At 72.1% G+C, this 26,204-nt stretch carries 24 protein-coding genes; 13 read left to right on the plus strand and 11 right to left on the minus strand.

The window, feature by feature from the left end; genetic code table 11:
• Positions 1 to 89: 89 nt before the first annotated feature.
• Complete coding sequence (locus IW245_RS08925) at positions 90 to 1,004, minus strand: VOC family protein (protein WP_231398717.1); 915 nt, start codon at positions 1,002 to 1,004, stop codon at positions 90 to 92.
• Between the two features lie 377 nt (positions 1,005 to 1,381).
• Between IW245_RS08925 and IW245_RS08930 the strand changes: the two genes are divergently transcribed.
• The 3 genes from IW245_RS08930 to IW245_RS08940 all read left to right on the plus strand — a co-directional run bounded on the left by IW245_RS08930 (position 1,382) and on the right by IW245_RS08940 (position 6,508).
• Positions 1,382 to 3,949, plus strand: coding sequence for a phosphocholine-specific phospholipase C (locus IW245_RS08930; protein ID WP_197002713.1), 2,568 nt, complete (start codon positions 1,382 to 1,384; stop codon positions 3,947 to 3,949).
• A gap of 290 nt (positions 3,950 to 4,239) precedes the next feature.
• Positions 4,240 to 5,877 carry a hypothetical protein gene (locus IW245_RS08935; protein ID WP_197002714.1) on the plus strand — a complete coding sequence of 546 codons (1,638 nt, stop codon included), beginning with the start codon at positions 4,240 to 4,242 and terminating at the stop codon, positions 5,875 to 5,877.
• Positions 5,878 to 6,082: 205 nt separating this feature from the next.
• Positions 6,083 to 6,508: a PH domain-containing protein gene (locus IW245_RS08940; RefSeq protein WP_197002715.1), complete on the plus strand. Its 426-nt coding sequence runs from the start codon at positions 6,083 to 6,085 to the stop codon at positions 6,506 to 6,508.
• Here the strand turns inward: IW245_RS08940 and IW245_RS08945 are convergent.
• The 3 genes from IW245_RS08945 to IW245_RS08955 are packed head-to-tail and all read right to left on the minus strand — an operon-like array spanning position 6,495 to position 9,600.
• Positions 6,495 to 7,781, minus strand: a complete 1,287-nt coding sequence (locus IW245_RS08945; RefSeq protein WP_197002716.1) for an MFS transporter — start codon at positions 7,779 to 7,781, stop codon at positions 6,495 to 6,497. The genes IW245_RS08940 and IW245_RS08945 overlap by 14 nt on opposite strands.
• Before the next feature lie 32 nt (positions 7,782 to 7,813).
• Positions 7,814 to 8,485: a response regulator transcription factor gene (locus IW245_RS08950; RefSeq protein WP_197008409.1), complete on the minus strand. Its 672-nt coding sequence runs from the start codon at positions 8,483 to 8,485 to the stop codon at positions 7,814 to 7,816.
• Complete coding sequence (locus IW245_RS08955; RefSeq protein WP_233472440.1) at positions 8,470 to 9,600, minus strand: sensor histidine kinase; 1,131 nt, start codon at positions 9,598 to 9,600, stop codon at positions 8,470 to 8,472. Before IW245_RS08955 ends, IW245_RS08950 begins: the two co-directional genes overlap by 16 nt.
• A gap of 109 nt (positions 9,601 to 9,709) precedes the next feature.
• Between IW245_RS08955 and IW245_RS40430 the strand changes: the two genes are divergently transcribed.
• Both IW245_RS40430 and IW245_RS08965 read left to right on the plus strand, forming a co-directional pair.
• Positions 9,710 to 10,138, plus strand: a complete 429-nt coding sequence (locus IW245_RS40430; RefSeq protein WP_231398718.1) for a DUF6069 family protein — start codon at positions 9,710 to 9,712, stop codon at positions 10,136 to 10,138.
• Positions 10,139 to 10,217: 79 nt separating this feature from the next.
• A complete protein-coding gene (locus IW245_RS08965; RefSeq protein ID WP_197002717.1) occupies positions 10,218 to 10,574 on the plus strand; it encodes a DoxX family protein in 357 nt (118 codons plus the stop codon).
• A 46-nt stretch (positions 10,575 to 10,620) separates the two neighbouring features.
• Here the strand turns inward: IW245_RS08965 and rox are convergent, their stop codons facing one another.
• Together rox and IW245_RS08975 are read right to left on the minus strand one after the other, a co-directional pair.
• A complete protein-coding gene (gene rox, locus IW245_RS08970; RefSeq protein WP_197002718.1) occupies positions 10,621 to 12,048 on the minus strand; it encodes a rifampin monooxygenase in 1,428 nt (475 codons plus the stop codon).
• 285 nt (positions 12,049 to 12,333) lie between these two features.
• The gene (locus IW245_RS08975; RefSeq protein WP_307788953.1) at positions 12,334 to 12,717 is read right to left on the minus strand and encodes a winged helix-turn-helix transcriptional regulator; all 384 of its coding nucleotides are present in this window, start codon (positions 12,715 to 12,717) and stop codon (positions 12,334 to 12,336) included.
• Positions 12,718 to 12,807: 90 nt separating this feature from the next.
• On the opposite strand from IW245_RS08975, the gene IW245_RS08980 reads away from it, so the two are divergent.
• Both IW245_RS08980 and IW245_RS08985 read left to right on the plus strand, forming a co-directional pair.
• Positions 12,808 to 13,239 (plus strand): YybH family protein, encoded by a 432-nt coding sequence (locus tag IW245_RS08980; protein ID WP_197002720.1) that lies wholly within the window; start codon positions 12,808 to 12,810, stop codon positions 13,237 to 13,239.
• Positions 13,240 to 13,327: 88 nt separating this feature from the next.
• Entirely contained in the window at positions 13,328 to 14,029 is a 702-nt protein-coding gene (locus tag IW245_RS08985; RefSeq protein ID WP_307788872.1) for a VOC family protein, read from the plus strand.
• A gap of 51 nt (positions 14,030 to 14,080) precedes the next feature.
• Here the strand turns inward: IW245_RS08985 and IW245_RS08990 are convergent, their stop codons facing one another.
• Complete coding sequence (locus tag IW245_RS08990) at positions 14,081 to 15,466, minus strand: lamin tail domain-containing protein (RefSeq protein ID WP_197002722.1); 1,386 nt, start codon at positions 15,464 to 15,466, stop codon at positions 14,081 to 14,083.
• A gap of 199 nt (positions 15,467 to 15,665) precedes the next feature.
• On the opposite strand from IW245_RS08990, the gene IW245_RS08995 reads away from it, so the two are divergent.
• The 4 genes from IW245_RS08995 (at position 15,666) to IW245_RS09010 (ending at position 18,484) form a co-directional block, all read left to right on the plus strand.
• Positions 15,666 to 16,385 carry a histidine phosphatase family protein gene (locus tag IW245_RS08995; RefSeq protein ID WP_197002723.1) on the plus strand — a complete coding sequence of 240 codons (720 nt, stop codon included), beginning with the start codon at positions 15,666 to 15,668 and terminating at the stop codon, positions 16,383 to 16,385.
• Between the two features lie 48 nt (positions 16,386 to 16,433).
• Positions 16,434 to 16,952 carry a MarR family winged helix-turn-helix transcriptional regulator gene (locus IW245_RS09000; RefSeq protein ID WP_197002724.1) on the plus strand — a complete coding sequence of 173 codons (519 nt, stop codon included), beginning with the start codon at positions 16,434 to 16,436 and terminating at the stop codon, positions 16,950 to 16,952.
• A gap of 69 nt (positions 16,953 to 17,021) precedes the next feature.
• On the plus strand, positions 17,022 to 17,522 hold the full coding sequence (locus tag IW245_RS09005) for a hypothetical protein (RefSeq protein WP_197002725.1): 501 nt from the start codon (positions 17,022 to 17,024) through the stop codon (positions 17,520 to 17,522).
• A 95-nt stretch (positions 17,523 to 17,617) separates the two neighbouring features.
• Positions 17,618 to 18,484, plus strand: coding sequence for an NmrA family NAD(P)-binding protein (locus IW245_RS09010; protein ID WP_197002726.1), 867 nt, complete (start codon positions 17,618 to 17,620; stop codon positions 18,482 to 18,484).
• Positions 18,485 to 18,530: 46 nt separating this feature from the next.
• Here the strand turns inward: IW245_RS09010 and IW245_RS09015 are convergent, their stop codons facing one another.
• The 3 genes from IW245_RS09015 to IW245_RS09025 all read right to left on the minus strand — a co-directional run bounded on the left by IW245_RS09015 (position 18,531) and on the right by IW245_RS09025 (position 20,438).
• Complete coding sequence (locus tag IW245_RS09015; protein ID WP_197002727.1) at positions 18,531 to 18,824, minus strand: WD40 repeat domain-containing protein; 294 nt, start codon at positions 18,822 to 18,824, stop codon at positions 18,531 to 18,533.
• Positions 18,799 to 19,674 (minus strand): TIGR04222 domain-containing membrane protein, encoded by an 876-nt coding sequence (locus tag IW245_RS09020; protein WP_197002728.1) that lies wholly within the window; start codon positions 19,672 to 19,674, stop codon positions 18,799 to 18,801. The genes IW245_RS09015 and IW245_RS09020 overlap by 26 nt, the downstream gene beginning before the upstream one ends.
• A 125-nt stretch (positions 19,675 to 19,799) precedes the next feature.
• On the minus strand, positions 19,800 to 20,438 hold the full coding sequence (locus tag IW245_RS09025; protein WP_197002729.1) for a TetR/AcrR family transcriptional regulator: 639 nt from the start codon (positions 20,436 to 20,438) through the stop codon (positions 19,800 to 19,802).
• A 27-nt stretch (positions 20,439 to 20,465) separates the two neighbouring features.
• Between IW245_RS09025 and IW245_RS09030 the strand changes: the two genes are divergently transcribed.
• Together IW245_RS09030 and IW245_RS09035 are read left to right on the plus strand one after the other, a co-directional pair.
• Positions 20,466 to 21,005 carry an anthrone oxygenase family protein gene (locus tag IW245_RS09030; protein ID WP_197002730.1) on the plus strand — a complete coding sequence of 180 codons (540 nt, stop codon included), beginning with the start codon at positions 20,466 to 20,468 and terminating at the stop codon, positions 21,003 to 21,005.
• A gap of 446 nt (positions 21,006 to 21,451) precedes the next feature.
• Positions 21,452 to 24,874 (plus strand): polymorphic toxin-type HINT domain-containing protein, encoded by a 3,423-nt coding sequence (locus IW245_RS09035; protein WP_197002731.1) that lies wholly within the window; start codon positions 21,452 to 21,454, stop codon positions 24,872 to 24,874.
• A gap of 50 nt (positions 24,875 to 24,924) precedes the next feature.
• On the opposite strand, the gene IW245_RS09040 is transcribed toward IW245_RS09035, so the two are convergent.
• Positions 24,925 to 26,115 carry an ABC transporter substrate-binding protein gene (locus IW245_RS09040; RefSeq protein WP_197002732.1) on the minus strand — a complete coding sequence of 397 codons (1,191 nt, stop codon included), beginning with the start codon at positions 26,113 to 26,115 and terminating at the stop codon, positions 24,925 to 24,927.
• Positions 26,116 to 26,204: the final 89 nt, after the last annotated feature.

Below are 26,204 nucleotides of genomic sequence, written 5' to 3' on the forward strand. Positions count from 1 at the left end.
GGACCGCCTGGCTGCGCACCCTCGGAGCCGTCGCCGAGCGTTAGGTGCCGTCGGGTGTGGCGTCCGACCTCCGGGACGCCGCACCCGGGTCAGTCGGTCCCCTCGTACGCCCGGCGGATGACGGCGAGGTCGAGCTTCTTCATCGGGAGGAACGCCTGGGTCACCCGGTCGATCTGCTCCCGGGTGCCGTCGCGCATCATGGCGTCGAGGTCCTTCGCCCGGACCTGCCACGACACGCCGAACCGGTCCTTGAGCCACCCGCACTGCTCGGCCTCCGGCACCGCGGACAACTTCTCCCAGTAGCCGTCCAGCTCCGCCTGGTCCTCGCAGCCGACCATGAAGGAGACGGCCTCGTTGAACGTGAAGTCATGGTCGTGTCCGCCGTCCATCGCGGCCAACCACCGGTCCAGGATCCTGAAGTCGGCGAACATCACCTTGCCTTCCCTGTCGGACTCCGCGCCCTGCGGGTAGCGCGCGAGGGTGCCCGGCTCGGAGTCGGCGAACACCGACCGGTAGAAGTCGATCGCCTCAGCCGCGTGGCCGTCGCGGTCGCCGACGAACATCAACGACGGCAGGATCGGCGGGCGCGGGTCGCCGTCCGGGCCCGTGAGCATCAGCTGCCAGGACAGGCCGTAGCAGTCCTGGATCCAGCCGTAGCGATCACTGAACGGGTACTTGTCCAGCGCCATCAGGACCGTGCCGCCCTCGGACAACCGGTCCCACGCGACGTCGATCCGCTCCCGAGCCTCGGTCTCGCTCACGTGGGGCGGGCCGAAGTTGACCATGAAGGACACCGACGGGTTGAACCGGAACACCGGCCCCGCGCTGATGGCCATGAAGTCCTGCCCCCACAGCCGGAACGAGACGACGTCGCAGTCACCGGACGGCGTGTCGTGCAGGGTAGTCACGTTGGTGACCTGGGAGTCGGGAAATACGGAGCAGTAGAACTCCGAGGCCTCTCTGGCCTCCGTGTCGTACCACAGATGTGGCGTGATCCTCTGCATGTCCATATCCCTGCCTACCACACGACGTGGTGATACGTCCGCGCACGTGCGTCTTTGCGCCGGGTAGGCGAACAGCCGGTGACTGGAAAGACAACTTTCAGTTGCACTTCCCGGGCCACCTGCTCCATGCTGTTCGGCAAAGGTCTATATCGAGCACCATTGAGCATCGCGTCGGACCGGGCGATCCCCTCCTCCGTGGACGGTGCTGTGCGGTCGCCCTTCGGCCCGTGGCCGTTCGGCCACATGTGCCCTCTCCCAAGGAGCCCCCTCATGCACGACAGAACTCTCTTCGGACCGCCGGTCCACCCGTCGCGGGGAAGCGGCGTCCCCGGTGCGCGCACCCGGTCCCTCCCGGCCGCCGGGGAGGTGGGCTGACGATGGATCGACGTGGATTTCTGCGCTCGGCCGCCGGAGTCACGGCCGCCGGCACGGCGTTCGCGCTGCTGCCCGACAGTCTGCGGCGCGCGATGGCGATGGCGGCCCCGACCGGCGGCCTGGAGATCATCGAGCACGTGGTGATCCTGACCCAGGAGAACCGGTCCTTCGACCACTACTACGGCTCGATGCGAGGGGTACGCGGATTCGCCGACCCCACCGCGGTCACGCTGCCCACCGGCCGGTCGGTGTTCCACCAGCCGGACGGCACGGGCTACGTGCTGCCGTACCCGGTGAACGACCAGTTCATGCAGGGCACCGACCACGGCTGGGCCACCGGTCACCAGGCGTGGAACCAGGGCCGCCACGACGCGTGGGTCGCGCGGAAGGGCAAGCGCACCATGACGACGCACCGCCGCGAGGCGTTGCCCTTCTACTACGCCCTCGCGGACGCGTTCACGATCTGCGACGCCTACCACTGCTCGGAGATGGGCCCCACGAACCCCAACCGCACCTTCCTGTGGACGGGCAAGGTGGGCTACGAGCCCGGCAGCACGACCGTCCGCGCGACCGGCAACGCCCCCTACGGCAACGCCGGCCACACCGGCTACACGTGGACGACGTACCCGGAACGGTTGCAGGCGGCCGGCAAGAGCTGGCGGGTGTACCAGGAGTGGGACAACTACACCGACAACCCGATCGAGTTCTTCAAGACCTTCGTCGACATCGCCGCCAAGGCGCTCGCCCAGACCACGTACACCAAGGTCGAGGCCTTCTACGGCGCGCTGCTCGCGGCGACCCCGTCGGTGCAGACCACGATGCTGGCGAACCTCGCCGCGGGCGTGGCCACCCTCAGCGCCGCCGAGCGCGTTCTCTACGACCGGGGGTTGCGGCGCGAACGGCCCGACCAGGTGCTGGCGGCGTTCGGCGCGGACGTCGCGGCCAACCAGCTGCCGGCCGTGTCGTGGATCGTCGCGCCGGAGACCCGGTGCGAGCACCCCGACTGGGGCCCCAACAGCGGCGCGGAGTTCACCAAGCAGCTCCTGGACAAACTGGCGTCGAACCCCACCGTGTGGAACAAGACCGTCGTGTTCCTCAACTACGACGAGAACGACGGCTTCTTCGACCACATCCCGCCGCCGGTGCCGCCCCTGGTCGGCGACGGCAGCGACGGCGTGACCTCGGTGCCGGTCGGGGACGAGATCGCCGACGACGACAACGAGCCGATCGGCCTGGGCAGCAGGGTGCCCATGATCGTGGTGTCGCCCTGGAGCAGGGGCGGCAACGTGTGCTCGCAGGTCTTCGACCACACCTCCGTCCTGCAGTTCCTGGAGAAGTGGACCCAGGTCGCCGAGCCGAACATCTCCGCGTGGCGGCGGGCCGTGTGCGGGGACCTCACTGCGACCCTGGATCTGACCACGGCCACGGTGGCGTACCCGTCCCTGCCCACCCCCGTGCCGACCTCCGGCCCGGCGCACACCGATCCCGCGCCGCCGCCGGCCCAGTCGCTGCCCGCGCAGGAGTCCGGCACCCGACCGGCCCGGCCGCTGCCCTACAGCCTGTTCGTCTCGGCGACGGTCCAGGCGGGCAGCCTCAAGCTCGACTTCTCCAGCACCGGCGGCGTCGGCGCGCACTTCTACGTCTACGCCAACGCGTACCGCACCGACGGCCCGTGGCGCTACACGGTCGGGGCCGGCGACGTGCTGTCGGACACGTGGGCGGCCGGCTCGCCGGCCGGGGCGTACGACTACACCGCGTACGGGCCGAACGGTTTCCTGCGCCGGTTCGCCGGCAACCGGGTCACGGCCACCACCACCGGGAACGCCAATCCGGAGGTGACGCTGCGGTACGCGCCCGCCGAGGGGAAGATCTATCTGAAGATGGTCAACTCCGGCACCAAGGCCTGCACCATCACGGTCAGGGCCAACCGGTACCTCACGACCGGCCCGTGGACCTATCCCCTGGCCGCCGGCGCCACCGACGAGAGGTCCTGGACCACGACGGCGTCGAGCAACTGGTATGACCTGACCGCCACCGCCGACACCGCCGACGGTTTCACCCGCCGCTTCGCCGGGCACATGGAGAACGGCCAGGCCTCCACCAGCGACCCGACCCTCGGCGGCGCCGGCAGCGGCACCCCCGGCCCGCTGCCCGCGACGGTGGCCGGCTTCGACAGCCAGGAGACCAGCGGCGAGGACGGCAGAGCCTCCAACGCCGTCGACGGCAACCCCGCCACCATCTGGCACACCGCGTGGTCCAGCGGTGACGCCGCCCTGCCCCACGAGATCCGCCTCGACCTCGGGGCCAACCACACCGTCTCCGGCCTGAACTACCTCCCCCGCCAGGACGGCGGAACCCACGGCCGGATCGGCAGCTACAAGGTCTACCTCAGCACCGACGGCACCACCTGGGGCACCGCCGTCACCAGCGGGACGTTCCCCAACTCCGCCACCCTCAAGAGCGTCACGTTCACACCCGCCACGGCCCGCTACGTCAGACTCCAGGCCCTCACCGAAGCCGGCGGCGGTCCCTGGACCTCCGCGGCGGAGATCACCGTCCTCGGGACATGACGTCCGCCGGGTAGCGGCGAGTCCGCCGCTACCCGGTGCCGACGTGTCACGGGCGGGCCTGGTCCGTCAGAGGGCGCGGGTCAGCCGACGGTGATGGTGCTCTGCCGGGAGCTCAGAATGCACTTTCTCCGGAGCGATGTGACGTCGTGAATCCGACTCGCTTTGCTGCCGCAGTTCGGTGCTGGCCCATCGTCACGGCCCGCCTCAACGACTACTGTTCGGGTCACTCCGGACCCGTCGCCGACCGATAGGTGCATCACCGGCCGGACGCCCGTGAGAAGGGGTTCCCCGTGTCGCAGCTTGCTCTCGCCCGCTCCATTTCCCTGGCCGCCGTGTCGGCACTTGTGCTCAGTGCGTGCGGCTCGCAGTCGAACGGCCCGGACGACCAGCCGGTGAGGCCCGGCCCGGTCGTGGTCGACGGTGCCGTCAACCTTCCGACGCTACAGCGGCTGATCGACTTCGAACGGGCGCGCTCGAAGGAGCAGCAGGAACTCGAACTTGCCAGGCTCGACAACGTCCTTGAGCGGTCGCTGTGGGCCGAGTCGGGCCTGGAGTCGGCGCTCGGCGGGGCTGCGGCCGCCGATGCCGCGTTCGCCGCGCACGGCAAGGCACTGACCAGCAAGGCGCGGGCGATCGGCGACCAGAAGTTCGTGATGAAGCCCGTGGCATACGTCGTGAACGCTCCGGAACCGAACATCGGTGAGGGCCTGTTCGGTGGCATTCTCGTCGTCACGCTCGGCTCCGACGCCGTCGTGTCCGCCTCCAACGATGCCAAGGACGGCGAGCACGGTTCGGCAGACTGGGGCACAGATGTCAAGGTCTCGGGCTCACGCGAGCATGTCGACCTGGCGGTGGACACCACTCACGAGTCGGGCGGCGTTACCACCAAGCTGGTCGTGAAGGTCGGGGTCAGCCCGTGCCCAGACCCGAGCGGCCGATTCGAGGCAAGCGCCAAGGTCGACATCTCGGCAACGAAGACCGGTGGCAGCACCGGCCAGCGGGGCACTCTGGATATCACGATCACCGGCCAGGTCAACGACGACGCCAAGCTGGAGTCCAGCGACGCCGACTACCGCATGCAGTGGGCCGACTTCGCCGACAGCAAGGGCAGCTTCGTGGATATCTCGGGCGCGATGGGCGGCACAAAGGCACGGTCGGCGACCCTCGACCGCAGCGGCGGCAAGCCGAACAGTTCCCTGCAGGAAGGCGCGGTCGCGCTCGCTTCGGTCTACACGATGCTCATCAAGAACGAGGTCGCCGCCGCAGCCGAGAAGGGCTGGCAGTCGGGCCGTTGCGTGATCCTCAAGCCGACCGCCTCGTCGGGGCCGAAGGGCTTGAAGCCCAGCGCGTCCTCCACGATCAACGCCGCGCCTCGTAGCCGGATCGACGGCGGGCCCGTCGGCGGAACCGTCAAGGCGACCCTCAGCGCAGGCGGTGCCGGGGTCAAACCCAGCGGCAGCAAGGTCAAGGCCGATGCGACCTTCAGCTACTCGGCCCCCGGTGCCCCCAACAAGAGCGGGACGGTGTCCCTCGAAGCGAGGTCGAAGCGCGGTGTCGCCAAGGCGAGCATCGACTTCGACACGAAGGAAGGTTCATACGTCGCCAGCGGCGGCAACCCTGTCACGGTGTCCGGCCCCGTCGCCGACCTCAACGCGCCGTTCACCCTGCCAGGACAGGGCCCCGGCTTCACGGTGCTCTACTCGTACACCCCCACCAGCAGCACCGGTGGCACCTACACCTATTCCGGCTCGGGACCCGACGTGACGATGAACGGGAATGGCACCTACCAGATCACGGGCAGCGACCCCGTGCTCACCCTGACTCAGAATGGCAACGGCTGCACAAAAGTCGTCGCGGGCGGGAGAGAGGCCGGCGACTGCAGAAAGACCACCAACGTGATCACCCTGACCAGAGCGGGTTCTGACTAGCTGCGGAGGCCTGGTCCCCAATTCGCAGCAAAGGTTTCGCTTTCCGGTGTAACGGACGTGCGAGGTGGGGGGATATAGGAGGAGTACACCGTCAGGATCCAGGAGAGGCCGCCCCTTGACCACCAGCGACTGGATCGCCGTCCCCCACGACGTTCACCCGTGGGCGAGACGGTCTCTGGGTACGACCAGCCGTCCGAAGCCTGAGGTGATCGCGCGTCCCTGGCGGCTGCGGCTCATCGCCCGAGCCATCGCCACCGTCATGCTCTGGGCCGTCCTGATCGTGGCGGCCACCACGGCCGTGTGGGCGGGCGACGGCCTGTCGTTCGAACAGGTCGCGATGCCGGTCGCCGGTGCCGGGGTCGCGGTCGTGATCGCTTACGTCGGCGGACGCCCGCGCGTGGAGGTCGACGACGCGGGCGTGCGCGTGGTCAACCTCGTCGGTCACACGACGGTGCCCTGGTCCCACGTCGCCGGGGTGCGCCACGGGACCGGGGCCCGGTACGCGACGTTGGAGACCGTCGCCGGGGACGTGCTGAGCGTGCACGCGATCCGGTCGGTGGACGGCCAGTACGCGGTCGAGGCCGTCGCGCGGCTCCGGAAGCTCAGCGCCGACGGGGTCAACCGGCCCTGACGGCCGCCGCCCGGCGCGCGTCGTAGCGGACGAAGGTCGGCTGGAGCACGCCCAGCGCCAGCACCACCAGCACGCACGCCACCCCGCCCCCGATGGCGGCCACGGTCTCGCCGCCCCACCGCGCCACCGCGCCCAGCAGCAACCCGCCGAGCTGCGGTCCGCCGGCCACCACCACGAGGAACACCCCCTGGAGCCGGCCGCGCAGGGCGTCGGGCGTCACCACCTGGAGGATGGTGGTGCGAAAGACCGCGCTGACCGCGTCCGCCGCGCCGGCGAGCGCGAGGAACCCGGCCGCCGACCACAGCGCCCAGCTGGCCTGGCCGTGCGGCCCGGGTCCGGGCGACACGGCCAGCATCAGGCCGAAGCCGGCCACGGCCAGCCCCCAGCCGACGACCGAGACCAGGACCGCCAGCCCCTGCCGGCGCACCCGGTGCAGCGGCCCCGACAGCACCCCGGCCACGATCGAGCCGACGGCGATCGCGGCGGCCAGCACCCCCACGGTCGCGGCGCCGCCCCCGATCAGGGTCACCCCGACGGCCGGGAACAGCACCTTGGGCATCGCCAGCACCATGGCCGCCAGGTCCACCTGGAACGTCATCCGCACGTCCGGCTGGGTACGCAGGAAGCGCAGGCCCTCCAGCACCGACCTCAGCCCGGCGCGGGGCGGCCTGCCCTCCGGCGGCAGCGGTGGCAGGGAGACCACCGACGCGAACGCGAAGAGCAGCAGCACGGCCTCGACGCTGTACGCGCCGCCGTACCCCCACCAGCTGACCAGCAGGCCGGCGAGCAGCGGGCCGACGGTCAGGCTGACGTTCCACGCCAGGCTGTTGAGCGCGTTGGCGGCGGACAGCAGGTCGGCGGGCAGCAGTCGGGGCACGGCCGAGCCGCGGGCCGGCTGGTTGACGGCGAAGAGTCCGTGCTGCACCGCGACGAGCGCGTACATCAGCCAGACGTTGCCGATCCCCAGCCACGCCTGGGCGGCGAACGCGCACGCGACCAGGAACAGCCCGCTGGAGGTGGTCATCATCACCCGGCGGCGGTCGTGGGCGTCGACGATCGAGCCGCCGTACAGCCCGAGGGCGATCAGCGGGACCAGGGCGAACAGCCCGACCAGGCCGACGTTGAACGTCGACCCGGTCAGGTCGTAGACCTGCAGTCCGACGGCCACGGTGGTCAGTGCCGTGCCGACGCCGGAGAGCACCGAGCCGAACCACATCCGGCGGTACGGGGCGCTCACCCGCAGCGGGGTAAGGTCCGCGAAGAGGTTGCGCACCTGACCCATACTGCCTCACCGCCCGGTGCCGGTCACTCTCGCGGCAGGCCGGCGTCGTGGGCGAACAGGGCGATCTGGGTGCGGTTGTCCACGCCCAGCTTGGTGAACACGTGCGTGAGGTGCGCCTTGACGGTCGCCACGCCCATGCCGAGGTCGGCGGCGATGTCGGCGTTGGACAGGCCCCGGGCCACGGCCTGTACGACCTCGCGTTCCCGGGGGCTGAGGGTGGCCAGCGCCTCGCGGGCCCGCTCGCGGGCGGCGTCGTCGGCGACCACGCGCGCCATGAGCCTGCGGGTGATCCGGGGCGAGAGGATCGGCTCGCCGGCCGCGACCTTCAGGATGGCGTCGACGATCCGTTCCGGCGGGGTGTCCTTGAGGAGGAAGCCGCTGGCTCCGGCGCGCAGGGCCCGCAGGACGTGCTCGTCGGTGTCGAACGTGGTCAGGGCGATCACCTCGGGCGGGCTGTGGCGGGCGCGTACCCGTCGGGTGGCGGTGATCCCGTCCACCCGGGGCATCCGCAGGTCCATCAGGACCACGTCGGGGGCGTGCGCGTCGAGCACGCCCGGCACCTCCGCGCCGTCGGCGGCTGTCGCGACGACCGCGATGCCGCTGGCGCCGTCGAGCATCATGGTCAGCGCGGCGCGGACGAGCGGGTCGTCGTCGACGATGACCACCTTGATCCGGCCGGTCACGGGCGCGGCCAGGGCAGTTCGGCCCGGAGCAGGAACTGTCCGTCGCGTACCCGGTGATCCAGCCGGCCACCGGTGAGCGCGACCCGCTCGGCGAGGCCGGTCAGGCCACTGCCCGGGGCGCTGTGCCGGGCCTCCGCCAGCGGGTTGCGCACCTCGATGACCAGTCCGGTGCCCCGCGCGCCGTCGAGTGTGACGGTGACCGGTTGCCCGGGCGCGTGGCGGCGGGCGTTGGTGAGCGCCTCCTGCACCACCCGGTACGCGGTCCGCCCGACCGCCGCCGGCAGGTCACCGGCCGGGTCGACCCGGTCGTCGAGACGCACCGTGACGCCGGCCGCGCGTGACTCCCCCACCAGGTCCGGTATGTCGACGAGCCCGGGGACGGGCCGGTCGGTGTCGGCGTCGTCGTCGGCGCGCAGCAGGGTCACCACCTCGCGGAGTTCGTCGAGCGCCTGGTGCACGGCTTCGCGGACCACCCCGGCCGCGGCGGCGAGGCGTTCGGGCGGCGCGTCGGGACGGTACTCCAGCGCGCCGGCGTACGCGGCGACCAGCGACAGGCGGTGGGCGAGCACGTCGTGCATCTCCCGGGCGATCCTGGTCCGCTCGGCGACCCGCGCCTCGGCGACCCGTCGCCCCTGCTCTGCCTCCGCCCGCAGTGCCCGGTCCCGCAGCGACGCCAGGAGTTCGGCCCGGGCGCGGGCGAGTGCGCCCCAGCCGATCAGCGCGCCGTAGGCCAGGGTCATCAGCAGCAGCCACCAGCCGTAGGACAGTCCCGGGGTGGGCCGCCACCAGCCCTGCCCGGCGTGGCCGAGGACCCCGGCCGCCGCGACGGCGACCGCGACCGGGAGGCGGCGCCACCGGCCGGCGTAGAGGGCGGCGAAGGTGGCCGGCGCCGTAGCCACGGGCGACAGCAGCACCAGTCCGGCCAGCGCGATCCCCGCGCTCAGCGGACGGCGGAGCACGACCGGCACGAGGGCGACCGACAGCACGGCGACGACGGCGTCCACGGCCATGGGCAGGTGCCGGGGCAGGCCCCAGTAGGCGAGTGCCACCACCGCGCCCAGCGCCGCCGTCGACAGGCCCGTCGGGACGGGGCCCGGGTGCGGCGGCGGGCGGTCGGCGTCGGTCACGTCCGACAGGCTAGGCGCACGGTGCCCGCCGTGACCACCGACCAAAGTCGTAGCGCGGCGTGCCGGGCGGCCGATGTGCCGGTCCCTGCGCTCGCCGGACGCTGTCGGCATGACCGACACACGTTTTCCCCAGAGCCGCCGCGACGTTCTCTGCCGGCGCACCACCCGATTGGGCGTCGTCCTCGGCGCGACCGTCTCCGCCCTGATCTCCTGGACGTCCCTGCACCGGCTCGCCGGCATCGACCTGGCCGTCGGTCGGGGCGACGCCGTCCGACATGTCGGCGCGGGGTCGGTCGTGCTCGCCACGCTGGTCGCGGGGCTCGCCGCGTGGGCGGCACTCGCGGTGCTGGAACGCACCACCGGCCACGCCCGTCGCGTCTGGACAGTCCTCGCCCTCGCCGTGCTCGTCGTGTCGCTCCTCGGCCCGCTCGGCGGGGCCACCGGGTCCGCGCAGGTCGGGCTGGCGGCGCTGCACCTGACCGTGGGCGCGATCCTGATCCTGGCACTGCCCCGCACGCACCGGCAGTGCTGGAGGTGATGCCGGTCACAGCGTGTCACATCCGTTGGGGCCACCTCGTCCTCGAAGCGCATCAGCACCCAGGGAAGAGGAAGATCTCATGTTCGCCGCCTACGTCACGGTCACCGTCCTCGCCGCCCTCTTCACCGGCGGCGCCGCCGTCACCTACCTGATCGGCCACGACTACCCCAAGGCCCAGTTGGACATGAAGCGCCTGCCGCGGTCGTGGGGGCCGGTGCTGGGCACGCTGCTGGCGGCGGGCTCGGTGGGGCTGCTGGCCGGGTTCGCCGTTCCGCTGCTGGGCACGCTCGCCGCCGGTGGCCTGGTGCTGTACTTCGTCGGCGCGTTCGCCGCCCATCTGCGGGTCGGCTCGCGCCAGCTCGTCGGACCGGCCGTGTTCCTCGTCGTCGTGGTGGCCGCCCTGGCCCTGAACCTGGGCTACCACGGCCCCTGGTGACCCGCGGGGTGTCGTCGTCGGGACGACGACACCCCCGAGACCGCGGTCAGTTGACCGGTGCGCCGAACCATCTGGGCAGGTGGTCGAGCAGATCCCGCTGGTCCTCCCCGACCCACGCGACGTGCCCGTCCGGCCGCAGGAGCGCGGCCGGCACGTCCAACTCCTCGCTGGCGTCGACGACGTGGTCGACCCGGTCCGCCCAGCCCGCCACCGAGAGCCGGCCGGTCTGGTCGAGCAGCAGTCCACGGCCGGCGTGGGTCAGCTCGTAGAGGCTGCCCCGCTTCAGTGGGATGTCCCGGAGCCGCCGGCCGAGCGGCGCGGGCCCCTCGCCGAGGTCGTAGCGGACCCCGATCGCGGTGATCTTCTCGATCAGGTACCGGTTGACCTCCTCGAAGTCCATCAGTTCCGTCAACAGTCGGCGCACCGCCTGGGCGCCCGGCGTGGTGGACATCAGCTCGGCCTGGGCGCGGGTGTTGTCCAGCACGTCGGCGGCCACCCGGTGCCGTTCGAGGTGATAGCTGTCCAGCAGGCTCTCCGGCGCCCAGCCCGCGACTTCGGCGGCCAGCTTCCACCCCAGGTTGAACGCGTCCTGGATGCCGAGGTTGAGGCCCTGCCCGCCCAGCGGCGGGTGGACGTGCGCCGCGTCGCCGGCCAGCAGCACCCGGCCGACCCGGTAGCGCTCGGCCAGCCGGGTCGCGTCGCCGAACCGGGACAACCAGCGCGGCGAGTGCACGCCGAAGTCGGTGCCAGCGAACACCCGCAGCCGCTCCTGGAACTCCGCCAGGGTCGGCGGTACGGAACGGTCCTCGGCCACGCCCGCCGCGGGCACGACGACGCGGTAGAGCCCCTCCCCTGACGGCCCGAGCCCGAACCACTTCTGGGTCTTGCGGATCTCGGCCACCACCGCCGCGATCTCCTCCGGCGGCGTGGTCACCTCCATCTCGCCGAGCAGCGTCTCGGTCCTGGCGGGTTCGCCGGGGAAGTCGACGCCGAGCAGTTTGCGCACGGTGCTGCGACCGCCGTCGCAGCCGACGAGGTAGCGCGAGCGCATCTGGGTGCCGTCGGCCAGTTCCACGGTCACCCCGTCATCGTCCTGGCTCAGCCCGACCACCTCGCAGCCGCGCCGGACCTCGGCGCCCAGCTCGGCGGCGTGCTCGGCCAGCAGACGCTCGGTCGCTGGCTGCGGGATGCCGAGGATGTAGCCGTGCGCGGTGTCCATCCGCTCCGGCCACGGCTTGTCGATGGCGGCGAAGTAGCCACCGAGCTGGTACCGCCGGCCGGTCGCCAGGAACCGCTCCAGCAGGCCGCGCTGGGCCAGCACCTCGATGCTGCGGACGTGCAGGCCGAGTGACCGGACCTGTCCGGTCGGCTCGGCATCCCTTTCCAGCACGAGCACGCGCACGCCGTGCAGTCGCAGTTCCCCGGCCAGCATCATGCCGGTCGGTCCGCCGCCGGCGACGATGACGTCCATCATGAGATCCCCCTTCAACGAGGCCGCGTCTCGGCCCCCCGCTCCGTGCGGCCCGGTGGCGCACGCTCCCGCGCCTCCGGGCCGGGTGCCCACCCGTCCGCAGATCCCAGCGTGACGGAAGCGTCGATACTTCGCGTAACACTGTTTTCCACAGAATCTGGGGCCGGTGGAGAGTCTGCGGCACGACCCGGGTCTTGCGGCAAGCCCCCCGGTGGGATATATGTTGATAGAGGCAAGGAGTGATCGAACTCCTTGCCTTTCGTCGTTCTCGTCCGCCGTGGACGGAGATCAGCGGGATGCGCGCCCGGCATCGGCTGTCGCGACGGTCCGCTGTCCGAGCGCGGTGTCGACCGCGACCCCGGTGCGGTAGAGCTCGATGAGCAGCGGCCGCAACGCCTGTCCGGCCGGGGTGAGCTGGTAGCGGGTCCGGACCGGGAAGCCGCGGAGCCGCTCGTGGGTCAGCAGACCGCGGTGCTCCAGCACGCGCAGCCGCTCGGCGAGCACCTTGGCGCTGATGTCCGGCAGCCGCTCGCACAGGTCGCTGTAGGAGTGCGGCCCGTGCATCAGCTCCCGCAGGACGAGGGTGGTCCACCGGCCGGCGACCGCGGCGAGCGCGATCTCGACCGGGCAGTCGGGTTCGGGGCGGGCGGCGCGCCCGCGCTCGTCGGGCACCAGCTCGCCGTCCCAGTCGCCGCGGCCGTCGGGCACCGGGGCGTGGGTTTCCGTTTGGTGAGCTACTTCGCCGCCGGGTTGACTGCCGGCATGAACATCGCATCGCACGTCGAAGGCCACCATCAGACCACTATCGCGCTGACCACGGACGCGGAGCAACATCCGGCAGTGTTCGCCACATCCTTCAACACCGGCAGCCCGGAGGCGCTGGCGCGGGTGTACGAGGGCGACTGCGCCGTCTTCGTCCCCAGCCCCGGGGTCAGCCTCACAGGGGACGACCGGTCCCGGGCCCTGGCCGGATTCCTCGGCCTGGGTCTGCCGATCTCCGTCCGGACCCGGCACACCTACGTCGTGGACGATATCGCGCTGCTGATCGTCGACTGGGTGATCGACGGCCCGGGACCGGACGGCGAGCACACGCACATCGAGGGCACCGCGACGGACGTCGCCCGTCGGGGCGCCGACGGCCTGTGGCGCTACATCATCGACAACCCGTTCGGCACGGCCGTCGCGAACGTCTGACCGCGCCGCGCGGGCGGTTGATCTTCCTCCGGCGTCGGTGGCAGGATCACTCGGTATGTCAGGTGCTAGCAGTACTCAGCTGAAGACCGTGGTGTTCGACGCACAGGACCATCGGGGGTTGGCCCGGTTCTACGTCGCCCTGACCGGCGGCGAGGAGCGGTACGCCGACGACGAGTGGGTCACGACCTTCACCGGCGACGGTTGGCGGCTCGGGTTCCAGGCCGCCCCCGACCATGTGGCACCGCGGTGGCCCGATCAGGCACATCCGCAGCAGATGCACATGGACTTCCAGGTGGCCGACCTGGCCGCGGCCACGGCCAGGGCCGAGGAGCTCGGCGCGCGCACGATCGAGACCGGTGCCAGCCGCACCGTGCTGGCCGACCCGGCCGGGCACCCGTTCTGCCTGTGCGCCAGCGAGCAGGCCGAGCCGATCAGGACGTTCGCGGTCAACATCGACTGCCCCGACGGTGCGCCGCTGTCGGAGTTCTACGCCGCCCTGCTCGGTTACCAGGTCAAGTACCAGCAGGACAAGATGGCGTGGGTCGGCACGGCGGAGCCGGCCCCGATGGGCGAGATCCTCTTCCAGCCGGTGGCCGACTACCGCCCGCCGCGGTGGCCGGACCCGGCGCACCCGCAGCAGATGCACCTGGACTTCACGGTCACCGACGTCGACGCGGCGGAGAGTCGGGCGCTGGAGCTGGGTGCGACCCGGCTGCCGGGCGAGGGCGACAACTGGCGCGTGTACGCCGACCCCGACGGTCACCCGTTCTGCCTCGTCTGGACGGTCTGACCCCCGTGGGGGGAGGGCGGCACCGCGCGGTGCCGCCCTCCCTTCGCGCGGTCAGCTACAGGTGAGGGTGCCCGCGCGCAGGGCGTGTCCACCGTCGTTGGAGTCATCGGACCAGATCACGGGCCTGCGCCCGTTGACGCACGCCGCCGGGGAGATGGCGAAGCCCTCGTTGTTGTAGTCGGGCATCCCGGTGGGGCGGTCGTACACGGCGGTGGAGGCGAACCTGCCCTGGGCGTTGACCTCCAGGGTCGCGGTACGGCCGTGGCAGGTGTCGTCGCACGCCGCCCACAGCCGCCCGGTGGCGGGGTCGAACTCCAGGTCCATGACGCTGGCGAAGCCGCTGGTGATCGTGGCGACGCGCGTGTAGGTCCCGGCGGCCTGGAGGGCGTAGGCGTAGATCGCGCCGTTGGTCTCCACCCCGACGAAGAACAGTCCGCTGCCGTGTCCGGGGTAGGAGCCCGGCTGGTAGGCGGCACCGGTGTGCTCGTCGAGGAAGCCGTGCGCGGTCAGGAAGGCGTCGGGCACGAAGGAGATGCCCTCGGGCCCGCTGTTCGGCGCCATCGACGGCAGGTCGGCGGTGAGGTTCCACTCGGCCGTCGCGTTCAGGGTGCTGGCGCTCGACGCGGTGTCGTACTTGAGGACCTTCGCCAGGCTGGTGCCGCTGTTGTTGTTGTCGCGTTCGGTGGCCACGAACGTGCCGTCGGGGGTGACGACGACACCCTCGGCGTCGGGGTCGCCGCCGCCGTTGGCGTAGCGCAGGGCCTTGCCCGAGCCCCAGCCGCCGGCCGGGTCGGGCCGCCAGGTCGCGCCGTTCGGGACGAGCCGGTAGATCATGCTGGGCCCGTTGCGCACCGCCCACAGTACCCCGGCGTCCTGGAAGGACAGACCGCTGAGATTGGTGCCGAACACGTTGGACCCGTCGGCGACGGTGACCGCGGCGTCACCCGGCCAGGTCGTGGTGGGGCCGCCGCAGGAGTTCGCCGCGCCCTTGGTGGCCGGGGACGTGCTGGTGAAGGCGCCCGTCCCGTCGGCGCACCGGCCGTAGGTGACGGCCGCGTGCGCCGTCCAGGTGTAGGAGTCCACCAGGACGCTGCCGCCGGGCTGATACAGCCGTGCGGAGTCGGAGCTGCCCAGGCCGAAGGACGTCTCGACGTCGAGGGCCAGGAACGCGCCCGCCGCCAGGGTCGTACCCGAAGAGATCGTGAACGTGTGGGCGTTGTCGTTGTCCTTGACCACCCAGCCGGACAGGTCGACCGCGGCGGTGCCGGTGTTGACAAGCTCCACCCAGTCCCCCGGGCTCCCGCCGCTGGACTCGACCTCGTTGATCCGCACCGTCGTCGTCGCCTGCGCCCGTGCGGCCACCGGCGTCCCCGACAGGCCCACGACGGCGACGGACAGGGCGACAACAACAGCGAAACCCAGTTTTCGTGTACGCATCTAGCCGGTCCTCTTCTCGCAGGGGTCACAGGCAGGGTGGCGCGCCCTGGACAGCTTCCGGCACACCGACGACCACCACGTGAACACGCAGCGAACGCTCCACACAACGCGCAGTCCGCCTGGCAGAACTCTTCACCGACCCGCGGACTCCGGGTCGACCCGTTGTCCCCGGGAGCCGCTGGGCGGATACTGCTGCGTTATGACCGCATCGCGTGGTGACACCGTCCACCCGTGTCCGGCCGAGGTGGTGGCCGTCCGCCATGGACAGAGTGCCGCGAACGTGGCGTTCGCCGAGGCCGAGGCGACCGGCCGCGACGTGGACCTCGCCGGTCGGGACGCCGATGTCGAGCTGTCGCCGGCCGGCCGCGCGCAGTCCGCGGCGTTGGGCGGCTGGTTGGCCGCCCTGCCACCGGCCCGGTTCCCGCACGTCACCTACTGCTCGCCCTACCTCCGCGCCCGCCAGACCTGGGACCTGGCCGCCGAACACGCCGCCGCGGCGGGCCGCCCGGCCTGCCCGACCCGCGTCGACGAGCGTCTGCGCGATCGCGAGATGGGACACCTGGAACTGCTCACCCCCGCCACGATCGCCCGTCGCTTCCCCGAGGAGGCGCGGCGGCGCGAGCGACTGGGCGACTTCTACCACCGGCCGCCGGGCGGCGAGTCCCTCGCCGACGTCGCGGCACGCCTGCGGACGTTCCTCGCCGACCTCGACCGTGTCGAGCCCGGCAGGCGCGTGCTCCTCATCACCCACGACGCTGTCGTGCTCATGCTCCGGTATGTCACCGAACAACTCGACGAAGCAGAACTCACGGAGCTGATGCTGGCCGGGAGCGTGCGCAACGCGGCCGTCAACCGGTGGGAGGCGACGACCGGCCGGCTGCGCCTCGCGGAGTTCAACGCCACGGGCCACCTGCCGTGAGCGGTTGGCCACCTTGACCGCGATCTAGTTAGCCGCCATACTACATTCGTGGCAGAGGACGAGCGCACCGTGGACACCCCGACGCTGGAGCAGGCGGCGCGCCAGATCCGCCGGTACGGTCTCGACGTCGACCCCCAGGCTGTCCTGGTGGCGGTGCGACTGATGGCGGCCGGTGCCCGGCTGGGGCAGGCGTCGGAGGTGCACTTCGCGCGGTTCGACCTGTCCACGGGCCGCTACCGGCTGCTCGCCGATCTCGAGGACCACGGCGGGGAGAAGTCGCCGTCGGACCTGGCGGCCAGCCTGGGCGTGTCGAGGGCGACGGTGACGGGCCTGCTCGACCGGCTCGAACGCGACGGCCTGGTGCTGCGCAGGTCCTCGGCCGAGGACGGGCGCTCGGCCGTCGTCGTGCTCACCGCCCGGGGTGCGCAGAAGCTTCGCGACCTGGCGGGCGAGCACTTCGGGCGCCTGCAGGCGATGGTCGGCGATCTCAGTACGCAGGAGCGCACCGTCTTCCTCGACCTGCTCGGCCGCGTCACGCGGGGCATCGCCGCGCTCACCGAGGACTAACACCGGCTTTCCCATCCCTTCCCACAACTGTACCCATATAGTTAGCCAGCTAATTATCAGGAGTCCACTGTGAGCACCACCGTGCACGCGCCGTCCCCCACCCGACCGAGGCCGCGGCAGTTCGTGCTGTGGCGGGAGGTCCTCGTCGCGTACGTGTCCCCGGCGGTGACGGCCGGCGCTGGCGGCCTGATCAGCGGGCAGCCCGGTCTGCTGCTGGCGGCGTTCACGTCGATCGCCGGCACCTCCGCGGTCGTCGCCGCCGCGCTCGGTCTCTGGCTGCAACGCCGGGGAGTCCGGCGGGCGTGGACGACCACGGCACCCCGCCCGGTACTCATCGTGTGGTTCGTGGTCGTCACCGCCGCGGTCACGGGCCTGCTCGCGTGGCTGGCCCTGGGCTGGCTACCCGACCGGCTCGGACCCTTCGGCGGGCCACTGCCCACCCGGATCCAGTGGGATCTGCCGCTGTCGGGCGCGGTGGCCGCCACCATCATCTGCTGGCGGTGGCGCGGGGCACGACGTCGCATCGAGCGCGCCGACCGACCGGCCGCGGACCCGATGTCCGGCGCCTGACCGGCCACCACGTTCACCGCCACCCGCCGGACCGACCGGCGTCGGCGGCACCAACCCCCGCGGCCACATAGCCGCACCAACCCGAAAGGCACACCATGATCGTCATCCTGGGAGCGTCCGGAGCCACCGGCAGCGCGCTCCTCGACAGACTCGGCACGCTCGGCGTCCCCTCGCGGGCGTTGAGCCGCGATCCCGAGAGTCTGCGGGCCCGCCTCGACGGCCTGGGCGGCGGCCCGGTCGAGATCCACGCGGCCGACGCCGCCGACCCCGACTCGCTGCGGGTCGCCTTCAAGGGCGCCGATCAGCTGTTCCTGACCATGTCCAACAGCCCGGCACAGGTGATGTTGGAGACCCAGGTCATCGACATCGCCGCCGAAGCCGGCATCGGGCACATCGTGAAGCTGTCCGCCCCCGCCGTCGGCCCGCGGTCCCCGGTCCTGTTCTCCCGCTGGCACCACGCCATCGAGGAACACCTCCGCTCCTCCGGCGTCACCCACACGGTGCTGCGGCCCTACGCGTTCCTGCAGAAGCTGCCCCACCTCGCGCCGACGATCACCGCCCAGGACGTCATCCTCGGCGCGATGGGCGAGGCGGGCTGCACGTACATCGACTGCCGCGACATCGCCGACGTGGCTGCCGCGGCCCTCACCCGCCCGGAACTCGCCGGCGGGGAGTACACGCTGACCGGCGACCGGACCTTCACCTACCCGCAGCTCGCCGACGTGTTCAGCTCCCTGCTCGGTCGGACGATCCGCTACGTGGACCTGCCGCCCGACGCCATGCGCCGCAACCTCACCGAACACGCCCACATGCCCGACTGGCTCGCCGGCCACATCGTCGAGATCCAGCAACTCGCCGTCACCCATCCGGAGACGCCCACCGACACCGTCGAACGCGTCCTCGGCCGGCCACCCCGGTCCCTGGGCGCCTATCTGCGCGAGAACCTGCACCAGTTCCGGTAGACACCACCGCGCGTCGGGGCTGGTTCGTGCGGAGCCAGCCCCTCGCTCACATCCCCACGACTCCGGCCCCGCTCCGCGCGACCCGCTTGCCGTCGGGGCTGTACGCGACCGACCAGCACGCGTCCAACATGGTGAACACCGGCCTGGGCCGGGCCTTCCCGGTGGCGACGTCGAAGGTGCGCAGGGTGGACCGCTCGTAGCCGCCGGTGATGCCCCGGGTCGCGTTCACGGGCGACGTGGCCGCGCCGAGCAGTTCCTCCTCGAGCCCGAACAGCAGGGTCCCGCCGTCCGGGCTCCTGTCGCCGATCCGGCGGTCATCCGGCCGAGTCGATGTCGACATCGGGATCGGGTCCGATGAGGTCCGGGTCGCACAGGAAGTTGTACAAGTCCGGGTGGTGCTCTGCGAGCACTTCGGGTCCGAGAACGATCGTGGCGGCAGCCAGAGCCGCCGGGTCGAGTCCCGCCACGTCCAGCTTCGCGTACCGTTCCCGGGCCCGGCGCAAGAGCCGCATGCCGAACGGCGTTCTACTGAACGGGTAGGACACATACCCGCCAGGCCCCCTGGCCGTGCTGTACATGAGGAGGGCCGCCGCCGCGAGGATCAGCAGCGCCGGACCGGCCCCGTCGAGGACGAGTATTGCGCCGGCGAGGGGAAGCGCACCCCAGGCCACCTGCACCGGGCTGCGGGACCGCCGAGAGGGATCCGGACTGTCCGGATATAGCAGGGACCCGTCTTGCAGATCCCCGATGAATCCGTTTATCGCCGAGTTGACCAGTGCCCGGTGGTGCCGACGACGGGGGTTCAGGTCCTCACGGTGGATCCCGGATCCGGTCGAGGCGTCGGCATGGATCGCCCTGGCGACCGTCCCAGAACCGGCGGGTAGCGGCCCTGTCGCGCGGACCAGACCTGAGACGGAGGCGGCTCCGCTCAGGTGCAGCCAGGTCAGGGCAGCTCTGGTGGCACCGTTCGACCCGTCCTGCAAGATGCCGAGCACCTCAGGGTGCGGGTCGGAATCCGGGAGAGGTCGGGACTCGAGCTCCGCCATGTACTCGGCGATCCTCGCCCGCTCCGGCGGAGCCATCCGCCGTCCGGTCCGCCATTCCGCGTACCAGGCCAGGGCGCAGCACACCAGATACCCGCCCAGGCCGACGACCCAGGACCAGTGCTCGAAACCCCAGCCCAGCCGCATGCCCGCCAGTCTGTCCCACCGGCACAACCGACCACAAGGGACCTGACGGATGCGGGTACGGGCCGAATCTGGTCGGTGATCTCGTCGACGCACGGGGTGGCCGATCCATGACAGGTCCGGGTCCGCTACGGCGTGTGCAGGCGGTAGAACAGCTCGACGGCCGCGTCGGCCCGGGCCTCGATCGCCGCGCGGGACCAGGTCGTGGCGGTCAGGAGTCCGATGATCTGGGCGTCGCGGACGGCGAGTCCGTAGAGGATCGTGAACGCGTCGGCGGGGTCGGGGCAGCGCAGTTCGCCCTCGTGGTGGGCGCGGGCCAGCAGCGCCTCGAACAGCGGTCCGGTGGTGTGCCGGCCGTGGGCGAGGAGGAGCTCGGCGAGTTCGGGGGCCGCGGGGATGCCGGCGATCGCCGTCCGGTTCAGGGCGAGGGACCGCGACCCGGTGAGCAGTGTCAGCAGCCCCGTGACGGCGAGCAGCAGGACGGGGCGCACCGGTGCGCCGTCGGGTGCGTCCAGCGCGGCGCGGACCCGTTCGTTGGTGGCGGCGGCCTCGCGGAGAACGATGGCCTCCAGGAGTCCGTGCCGGTCGCCGAACTGGTGGTAGATCGTCTCCTTCGACGCCCTGGCGCGTTCGGCGATCTTGCGGGTGGACAGTGCCGCGAATCCCTCGGCCTCCAGGATCTCCACTGCGGCGTCCAGGATCGCGGCCCGCCGCGCCTCCCCGCGGGCGGACGAGGGTTGGCGGGTGAAATTTGGCAACGGACTCATCTACGAACCGTACCGTACGGTACTGGAATGGCTCACACGCCCCCCACGCTCCGGGCTCAAATGGTCGCCACCGGTCTCGCCACGGTGCTCCTCGGTCTGGTCTCCGGCTTCTTCTACGCCTACGCCTGCTCCGTCATGGTCGGCCTCACCCACGCCGACGACGTCACGTTCATCGCCGCCATGCAGGCCGTCAACGCCCACGTCCGCAATCTGGGCTTCGCGCCGAGCTTCTTCGGCGCGCTCGCGATCACCGCCCTGGCCGCAGCCCTGGGATGGCGGCGGTGGCGCGGGCGCGCCACCGCCCTGCTAGCGGCGGCCTTCCTCATCTACGCCGTCGGCGGATTCCTGCTCACCCTCGTGGTCAATGTCCCGCTGAACGACCAGCTGGCCACCGCCGGCGATCCACACTTGCTGGCCGACCCGGCGGCCGTCCGCGCCGCCTACGAGGGGCCGTGGACCACGTGGAACCTCGTCCGCACGATCGCCTCCACCGTGGCGCTGGCCCTGTCCTGCGCTGCGCTGCACCACCTCGGCCGCCAGAAAGCCGCAAAGGACAACAAGCCATAGTCCACGCTGGACATCACTATTGACCTGGTATTTCTCACCATCCGCACCGCGATATGGGTATCCGACCGAACGCCACCGACGCGCCCCGGGCCGACCGCGCAGTGACCCCACCGCCCGTGACCGCGGTTGACGCTGTCGTCCGCCGGGTACCCGAAGGAAGGCCACCCGCGAAACACATCCTCCGCGCAGCGGTTCTGGAGTCCGGCACCACGGCCTTCGAGAGGCCGTGGCCGCGGCTCCGGACGGCCACATCGAGGACCCGCCCCCGTGCTCCGCGTCGTCCCGCCACGACCGGGCGCGCCGGGAACCGTCGGCTCGGCGCGCCGCGCTCACCGGCACTGACAGCATGATTGCGATATGCATCGACCCTGGTAGATTTGACGCTGTCGTGGACAGGGCGTGGCCTGGCCGGCACCCTGCACGCGTCCGTCGTGACAGGGGGAATCATGCGTTCGACCCGCGCAGACCGGCCCACTCCGCAGACCGAGGCCGAGCGGCCGCCCGCGGCCCGCCGCCCCGCCTCCCACTGGCACCTCCTCCAGCGCCTGGCCGGCAACACCGCCGTGACCGGTCTGCTCGACGGCGGCCCGTCGCCGCACCTGACCGCCGCGCCCACGCCGCCGGACCCGCGGCACCCGACGCCCCGACCCGCGACACAGGCTCCGCCGACCCCGCTGCCGCCGCCGCCACGGCCGGAGCGGTCACCCGTCGCCGCACCGACCCGACCCCCGCGTCCGCCGGCGCCGGACGTCGACAGTGCACCGCTGCTCGAGGATGCCCGGCAGGCCGCCGGCGCGGCGGGTGAGCGCGAAGCCCAGGCCCGTGCCGACTTCCAGACCGCAGCCGCCGACGCCCGGTCGGCCGTCACAGCGCTGCCGGCGCCAGCCGAGCCACCACAGGCGCGCAACGCCGCGGCGCGGGCACTCGTCCAGGCCGTTCTCGCCGCCGGCACGGCCGGCACCGCCCGGCTGGGCGCCGCCTCCGGAGCTGCGATCGCCGCGATCGGTGAAACCACCCAGGCCGAGGCCGGCCAGATCGGCCAGGCGGCGCGGCAGCAGGTCGAGCGCGTGGACGAGCACACCCGGCAGGCCCACGACCAGGTGACCGCCGGCGGACGCGCCCAGGCCGCAGCACTCCGGGCAGGCCAGGCGGCGGCGGGCGGCCGGCTCGGGAAATGGCGGCAGGGCGAGAAGGACCGGGTCAGCACGGCGGTCGCCACCCACGCCGGCGACATCCGGGCCGCCGGGGCCGAGAGTCGCGCACAGATCGCCGCCGGCGCCGAGGCTGCCGTCACGTCGGCGACCGCCGCCCTGTCCTCCGGGGCCGACCGGGCGGGACAGCTCGGCGGTGCCGGCGGCTCCGAGCCGGTCGACAAGGGCAAGGCCCAGGTGGCCGACCGGGCGTCCGGGGACGCGCGTGACCAGCTACGTCGGGCGTCCGGCGAGGCGACCGCGGGGCTGCGCGGCCGGGCGGCGGAGAGTGACCGCGAGGTCAGCCGGGGCACGGACCGGATGGCCGCCCAGGTCGAGGCCGAACTGCCCGGCGCCACGTCGACGATCGACGGTGCCGCCACCGACACCTCCACAGAGGTGGGCCGGACCACCACGGAGGCCACCGCCTCGGTCGCCGAGCACGTCACCCGGGCATCCGGGCAGATCAGCCGGGCGGGCTCGGCCGCGGCCACCGCCGCCAGTACCCGGGCGACCCTGGACCGGGCCCAACTGCTCGACGCCGGCGCGCAGGCCGCGACGGCGCTGCGGACCCGGGTCGCCGAGGCCGCCGCCGCCGCTCACGACCAGATCACCGAGATCGCCGGGCAGGCCGCGGCGATCCCGCTCGACGAGCGGGCCGCCGCCGCCGCGACGGGCGAGGTCCAGACGGTGATCGGCGCGGAGTTCGACACCGCCGCGACCGGCCTCGCCCGGGTGTCCGACGCCGTCGGCGGGGAGCTCGCCGGCGCGGCCGGACAGTCCCGGGCCGCACTGGCCGAGGCTCCGGCGCGTGCCGCCGGCGTGCTGTCCCGGGCCGCCGCGATGACCGTCGGCGACCTCGCGGACGGCACGGCGCGGGTCACCAGCGGCGTCGAGGCCATGGTGTCCGGGACGACCACCGGCGGGACGGCGGCGGTGACAGCGGCGGGTCAGCGGCTCACCGACGCGGCGGGCGAGGCACGCACCGGTCTGACGGCGGCGGCCGGCACCGCCCGCCAAGATCTCGCCGCGCCCGCCGAGCAGACCCGGGTCAACACCGAGGAGGCCCTGGCCGGCGTCGGCGAACGGATCAGCCGCGGCCAGCAGCAGGTGGCCGATCGGGGCTCGGCGGTGCAGCGGACCGCGCAGCGCGTCGTGCAGCGCTCGATCCTCGGCTCCATCGGCGACTGGTTCGCCCGGCAGTGGGACGACATCAAGGAGATGCTCGGCAACTGGGGCTTCTGGGCCGGACTGCTGGTCACCCTGGTGCTCTTCCCGTTCATCGGTCCGGCGGCGCTCGTCGTCGGCGGCGCTGTGGGCGGCGCGGTCAGCGGAATCCAGCAGAACGTCAAGAGCGGCCGCGACTGGTACGACTGGCGCAACATCACCCGAGGCGCGCTGATCGGGGCGGCGGCTGGCGCGGCGTTCGCCCTCGGTGGCGTCGCGCTGGCGGCGTTCGGGCTGGAGGGCGCCGCGCTCGTCGCCGGTGAGATGGTGCTCGCGGGCGGGATCGGCGCGATCATCAACGTGGTCAACGGCGAGCCGTGGGACAAGGGCCTGCTCGGCAACATCATGCTCGTCGGGCTGTTCCGGGGCATGGGCAAGCTGTTCCCCGGTCTGTTCGGTGGTGGTCGTGTGCCCGTCGAGGAGGGCGCGCCGGGTGGCGGCCGGCCCCCCGTCGAGGAGGGCGACCCGGTGCCCGTGCCGGACGAGCTGCCCGAAGGCTGCTTCGTGCCCGGCACCCTGGTGCTCACTCCCGACGGGCCGGTGCCGATCGAGCGGCTAGTCCCCGGCGACAAGGTCATCGGCGCGGAGCCGGGCGGCGAGCCCGGGCCGCGGCTCGTCGCCGCCGTCATGGCGCACACCGTGCCCTGGGTCCTCGACCTGAGCGTTGCCGGACAGGTGATCGGTTGCAGTCCCGAGCACCCGTTCTGGGTGGAGGGCGTCGGGTGGACCCCTGCAGGCCGCCTGACCGCGGACTGCGTGCTGATCACCGCGGGCGGCCAGGCGGTGCCACTGGCCAAGGTGGCTCCTCGACCGCGCGGTTCCTGGCGGGTGCACAACCTCACTGTCGCCGGCAGCCACACCTACTTCGTGACCGAGGCCGCCGTACTGGTGCACAACAAGGCGCGCCGGGCCAGACCCCCGTCGGCGGACCTGCAGGCCGCCAAGGCCGGCGAGGTCGCCGAACTCGAGAGCCTCAAAACCCGGGCCCGCCAGGCCCGCCAGGGGGCCGAGGAGCTGCCGGAGGACACGCCCAACCGGGACGCCGCCGTCCGCGAGCTGCGCGATATCGAGCACGAACTCAGGGAACTGCAGGTGGATGCCGACGGCGCGCAGAGCACCGAGTCTCTCGGCGAGACCACCGCCGCCCGGGGGCAGATCGAGGGCAGGGTGGCCGAGTTGGAAGGCCAGCTGCCGCGCCGGCCGCAGCCAGTCGAGCAGCCCCCGCCCGGCCGGCAGGCCGCCGAGACCTACCCGACCGTGGAGGCCGCGATCGGCCAGGTCGAGGGGCGGGCCCAGGTGGTGCAGACCGTGGAGACCGCCAATCCCGATCTGCGGGCCCAGGGCTTCACGAAGACGGTGTACGTCGTGGACTCCAACGGCACCCAGTGGACGGTGCACCACAACCCGCGTACCGGTCGCTTCTTCGGCGCGCACCACTCGTCCTCGAACTGACCTCCGGCGACGCACCTCGGCGCGACCGCCGGGCAGCCAGGGACCGCGGCTCAGATCGCCCGGGCCCAGCCGCCGTTGCGCACCACGAACAGGGCGAGGGTGTCCGGGCGCATCCCGCCGTGGTTGGACGACGTGAACGAGTAGTTGCCGGCGATGCCGTAGTAGGTGGTGTGTTCGAGCATGTCCCGGATCCTGTCGCGCTCGGTCCCGCCGGCGGAGGCGATCGCCTCGGTGACGAGGTAGAGCGCGTCGTACGCGTTCGGCGCGAGGCCGGAGAAGTAGTCGTACTTCTCCACGTACTTCTTGCGGAACTGGTGCTGCGCGATCGCGGTCTGGCTGTTGGCGATCGCGTAGGGGTCCAGGACGGCGGGGTGCACCATGTACATCCCCTCGGCGTCCGCCCGGTTCTGGCCGGCGAGGAGGTTGTCCGCCCCGGCCGTGGGGTCGAGGAACACCTTCCCGGTGAAGCCCGAGGCCCGCACGGCGGCGATCGCGCGCCCCGCGCCGGGCATCAGCGCGCCGATGACAACCGTGTCGGGGTTGGCCGCGAGCACCGCCGCCCACCGGTCGGCGACGTCGGTGCCGTCCTCGGCGAACCGCTCGGTGCGCACGATGCGCATCCCCTCGGCGGCGCGGGCCGTGATCGCCGGCGTCAGTGCCCTGGTGACGAGGTCGCCGTAGGCGCTGGACGCGGTCAGGACCCCGACCCGGCGGGCGCCTAGCCGGCGGGCGTTGTCGACGACGGCCTCGGCGACGTCGCCGGCGTTGGGGGCGACCTTGAAGGTGTACCGGCGTTCGGCCAGCGGCGTCACGAGCGCGTCGCTCGCGCCCAGGGACACCGTGGGCACCCGCAGCGCCTCGGTGGCACCGATGATCCCGAGGGAGACCGGGGTGGTGCCCGCGCCGATGATCGCGGCCGCGTGGTCGTCGTCGGCGAGGTTCCTGGCCTCCTGCGCGGCCCTGGTCGGGTCGCTGCCGTTGTCCCGCACGGCGAGCCGGATCCGCATGTGTTTCGCGCCGACCTTGACGCCGGTCTCGTTGATCCGGTCGGCCGTGATCTGGAGCGCGCGCAGGTTCACGGTGCCGATCTCCGCCGCCGGTCCGGTCAGCTCCAGGTCCACGCCGACGACGATCTCGCCGTCGAAGGTGTCCGGTGAGTCCTGCCGGGTGGTCGTGCATCCCGCCAGTAGGGCGAGCGCACTCAGCGCGGTGATCGCCGGGCCACTTCTGCGTAAGATCATCGACGCATGATCACTGGACCATTACGGACTGTCAATGGTTGACGGATCCTGTAACCGTCATGTGATCTGAACGGGTTGTGGACAGTTGT

Source organism: Longispora fulva, assembly GCF_015751905.1.
In the GTDB taxonomy this organism is placed as follows: Bacteria; Actinomycetota; Actinomycetes; order Mycobacteriales; family Micromonosporaceae; genus Longispora; species Longispora fulva.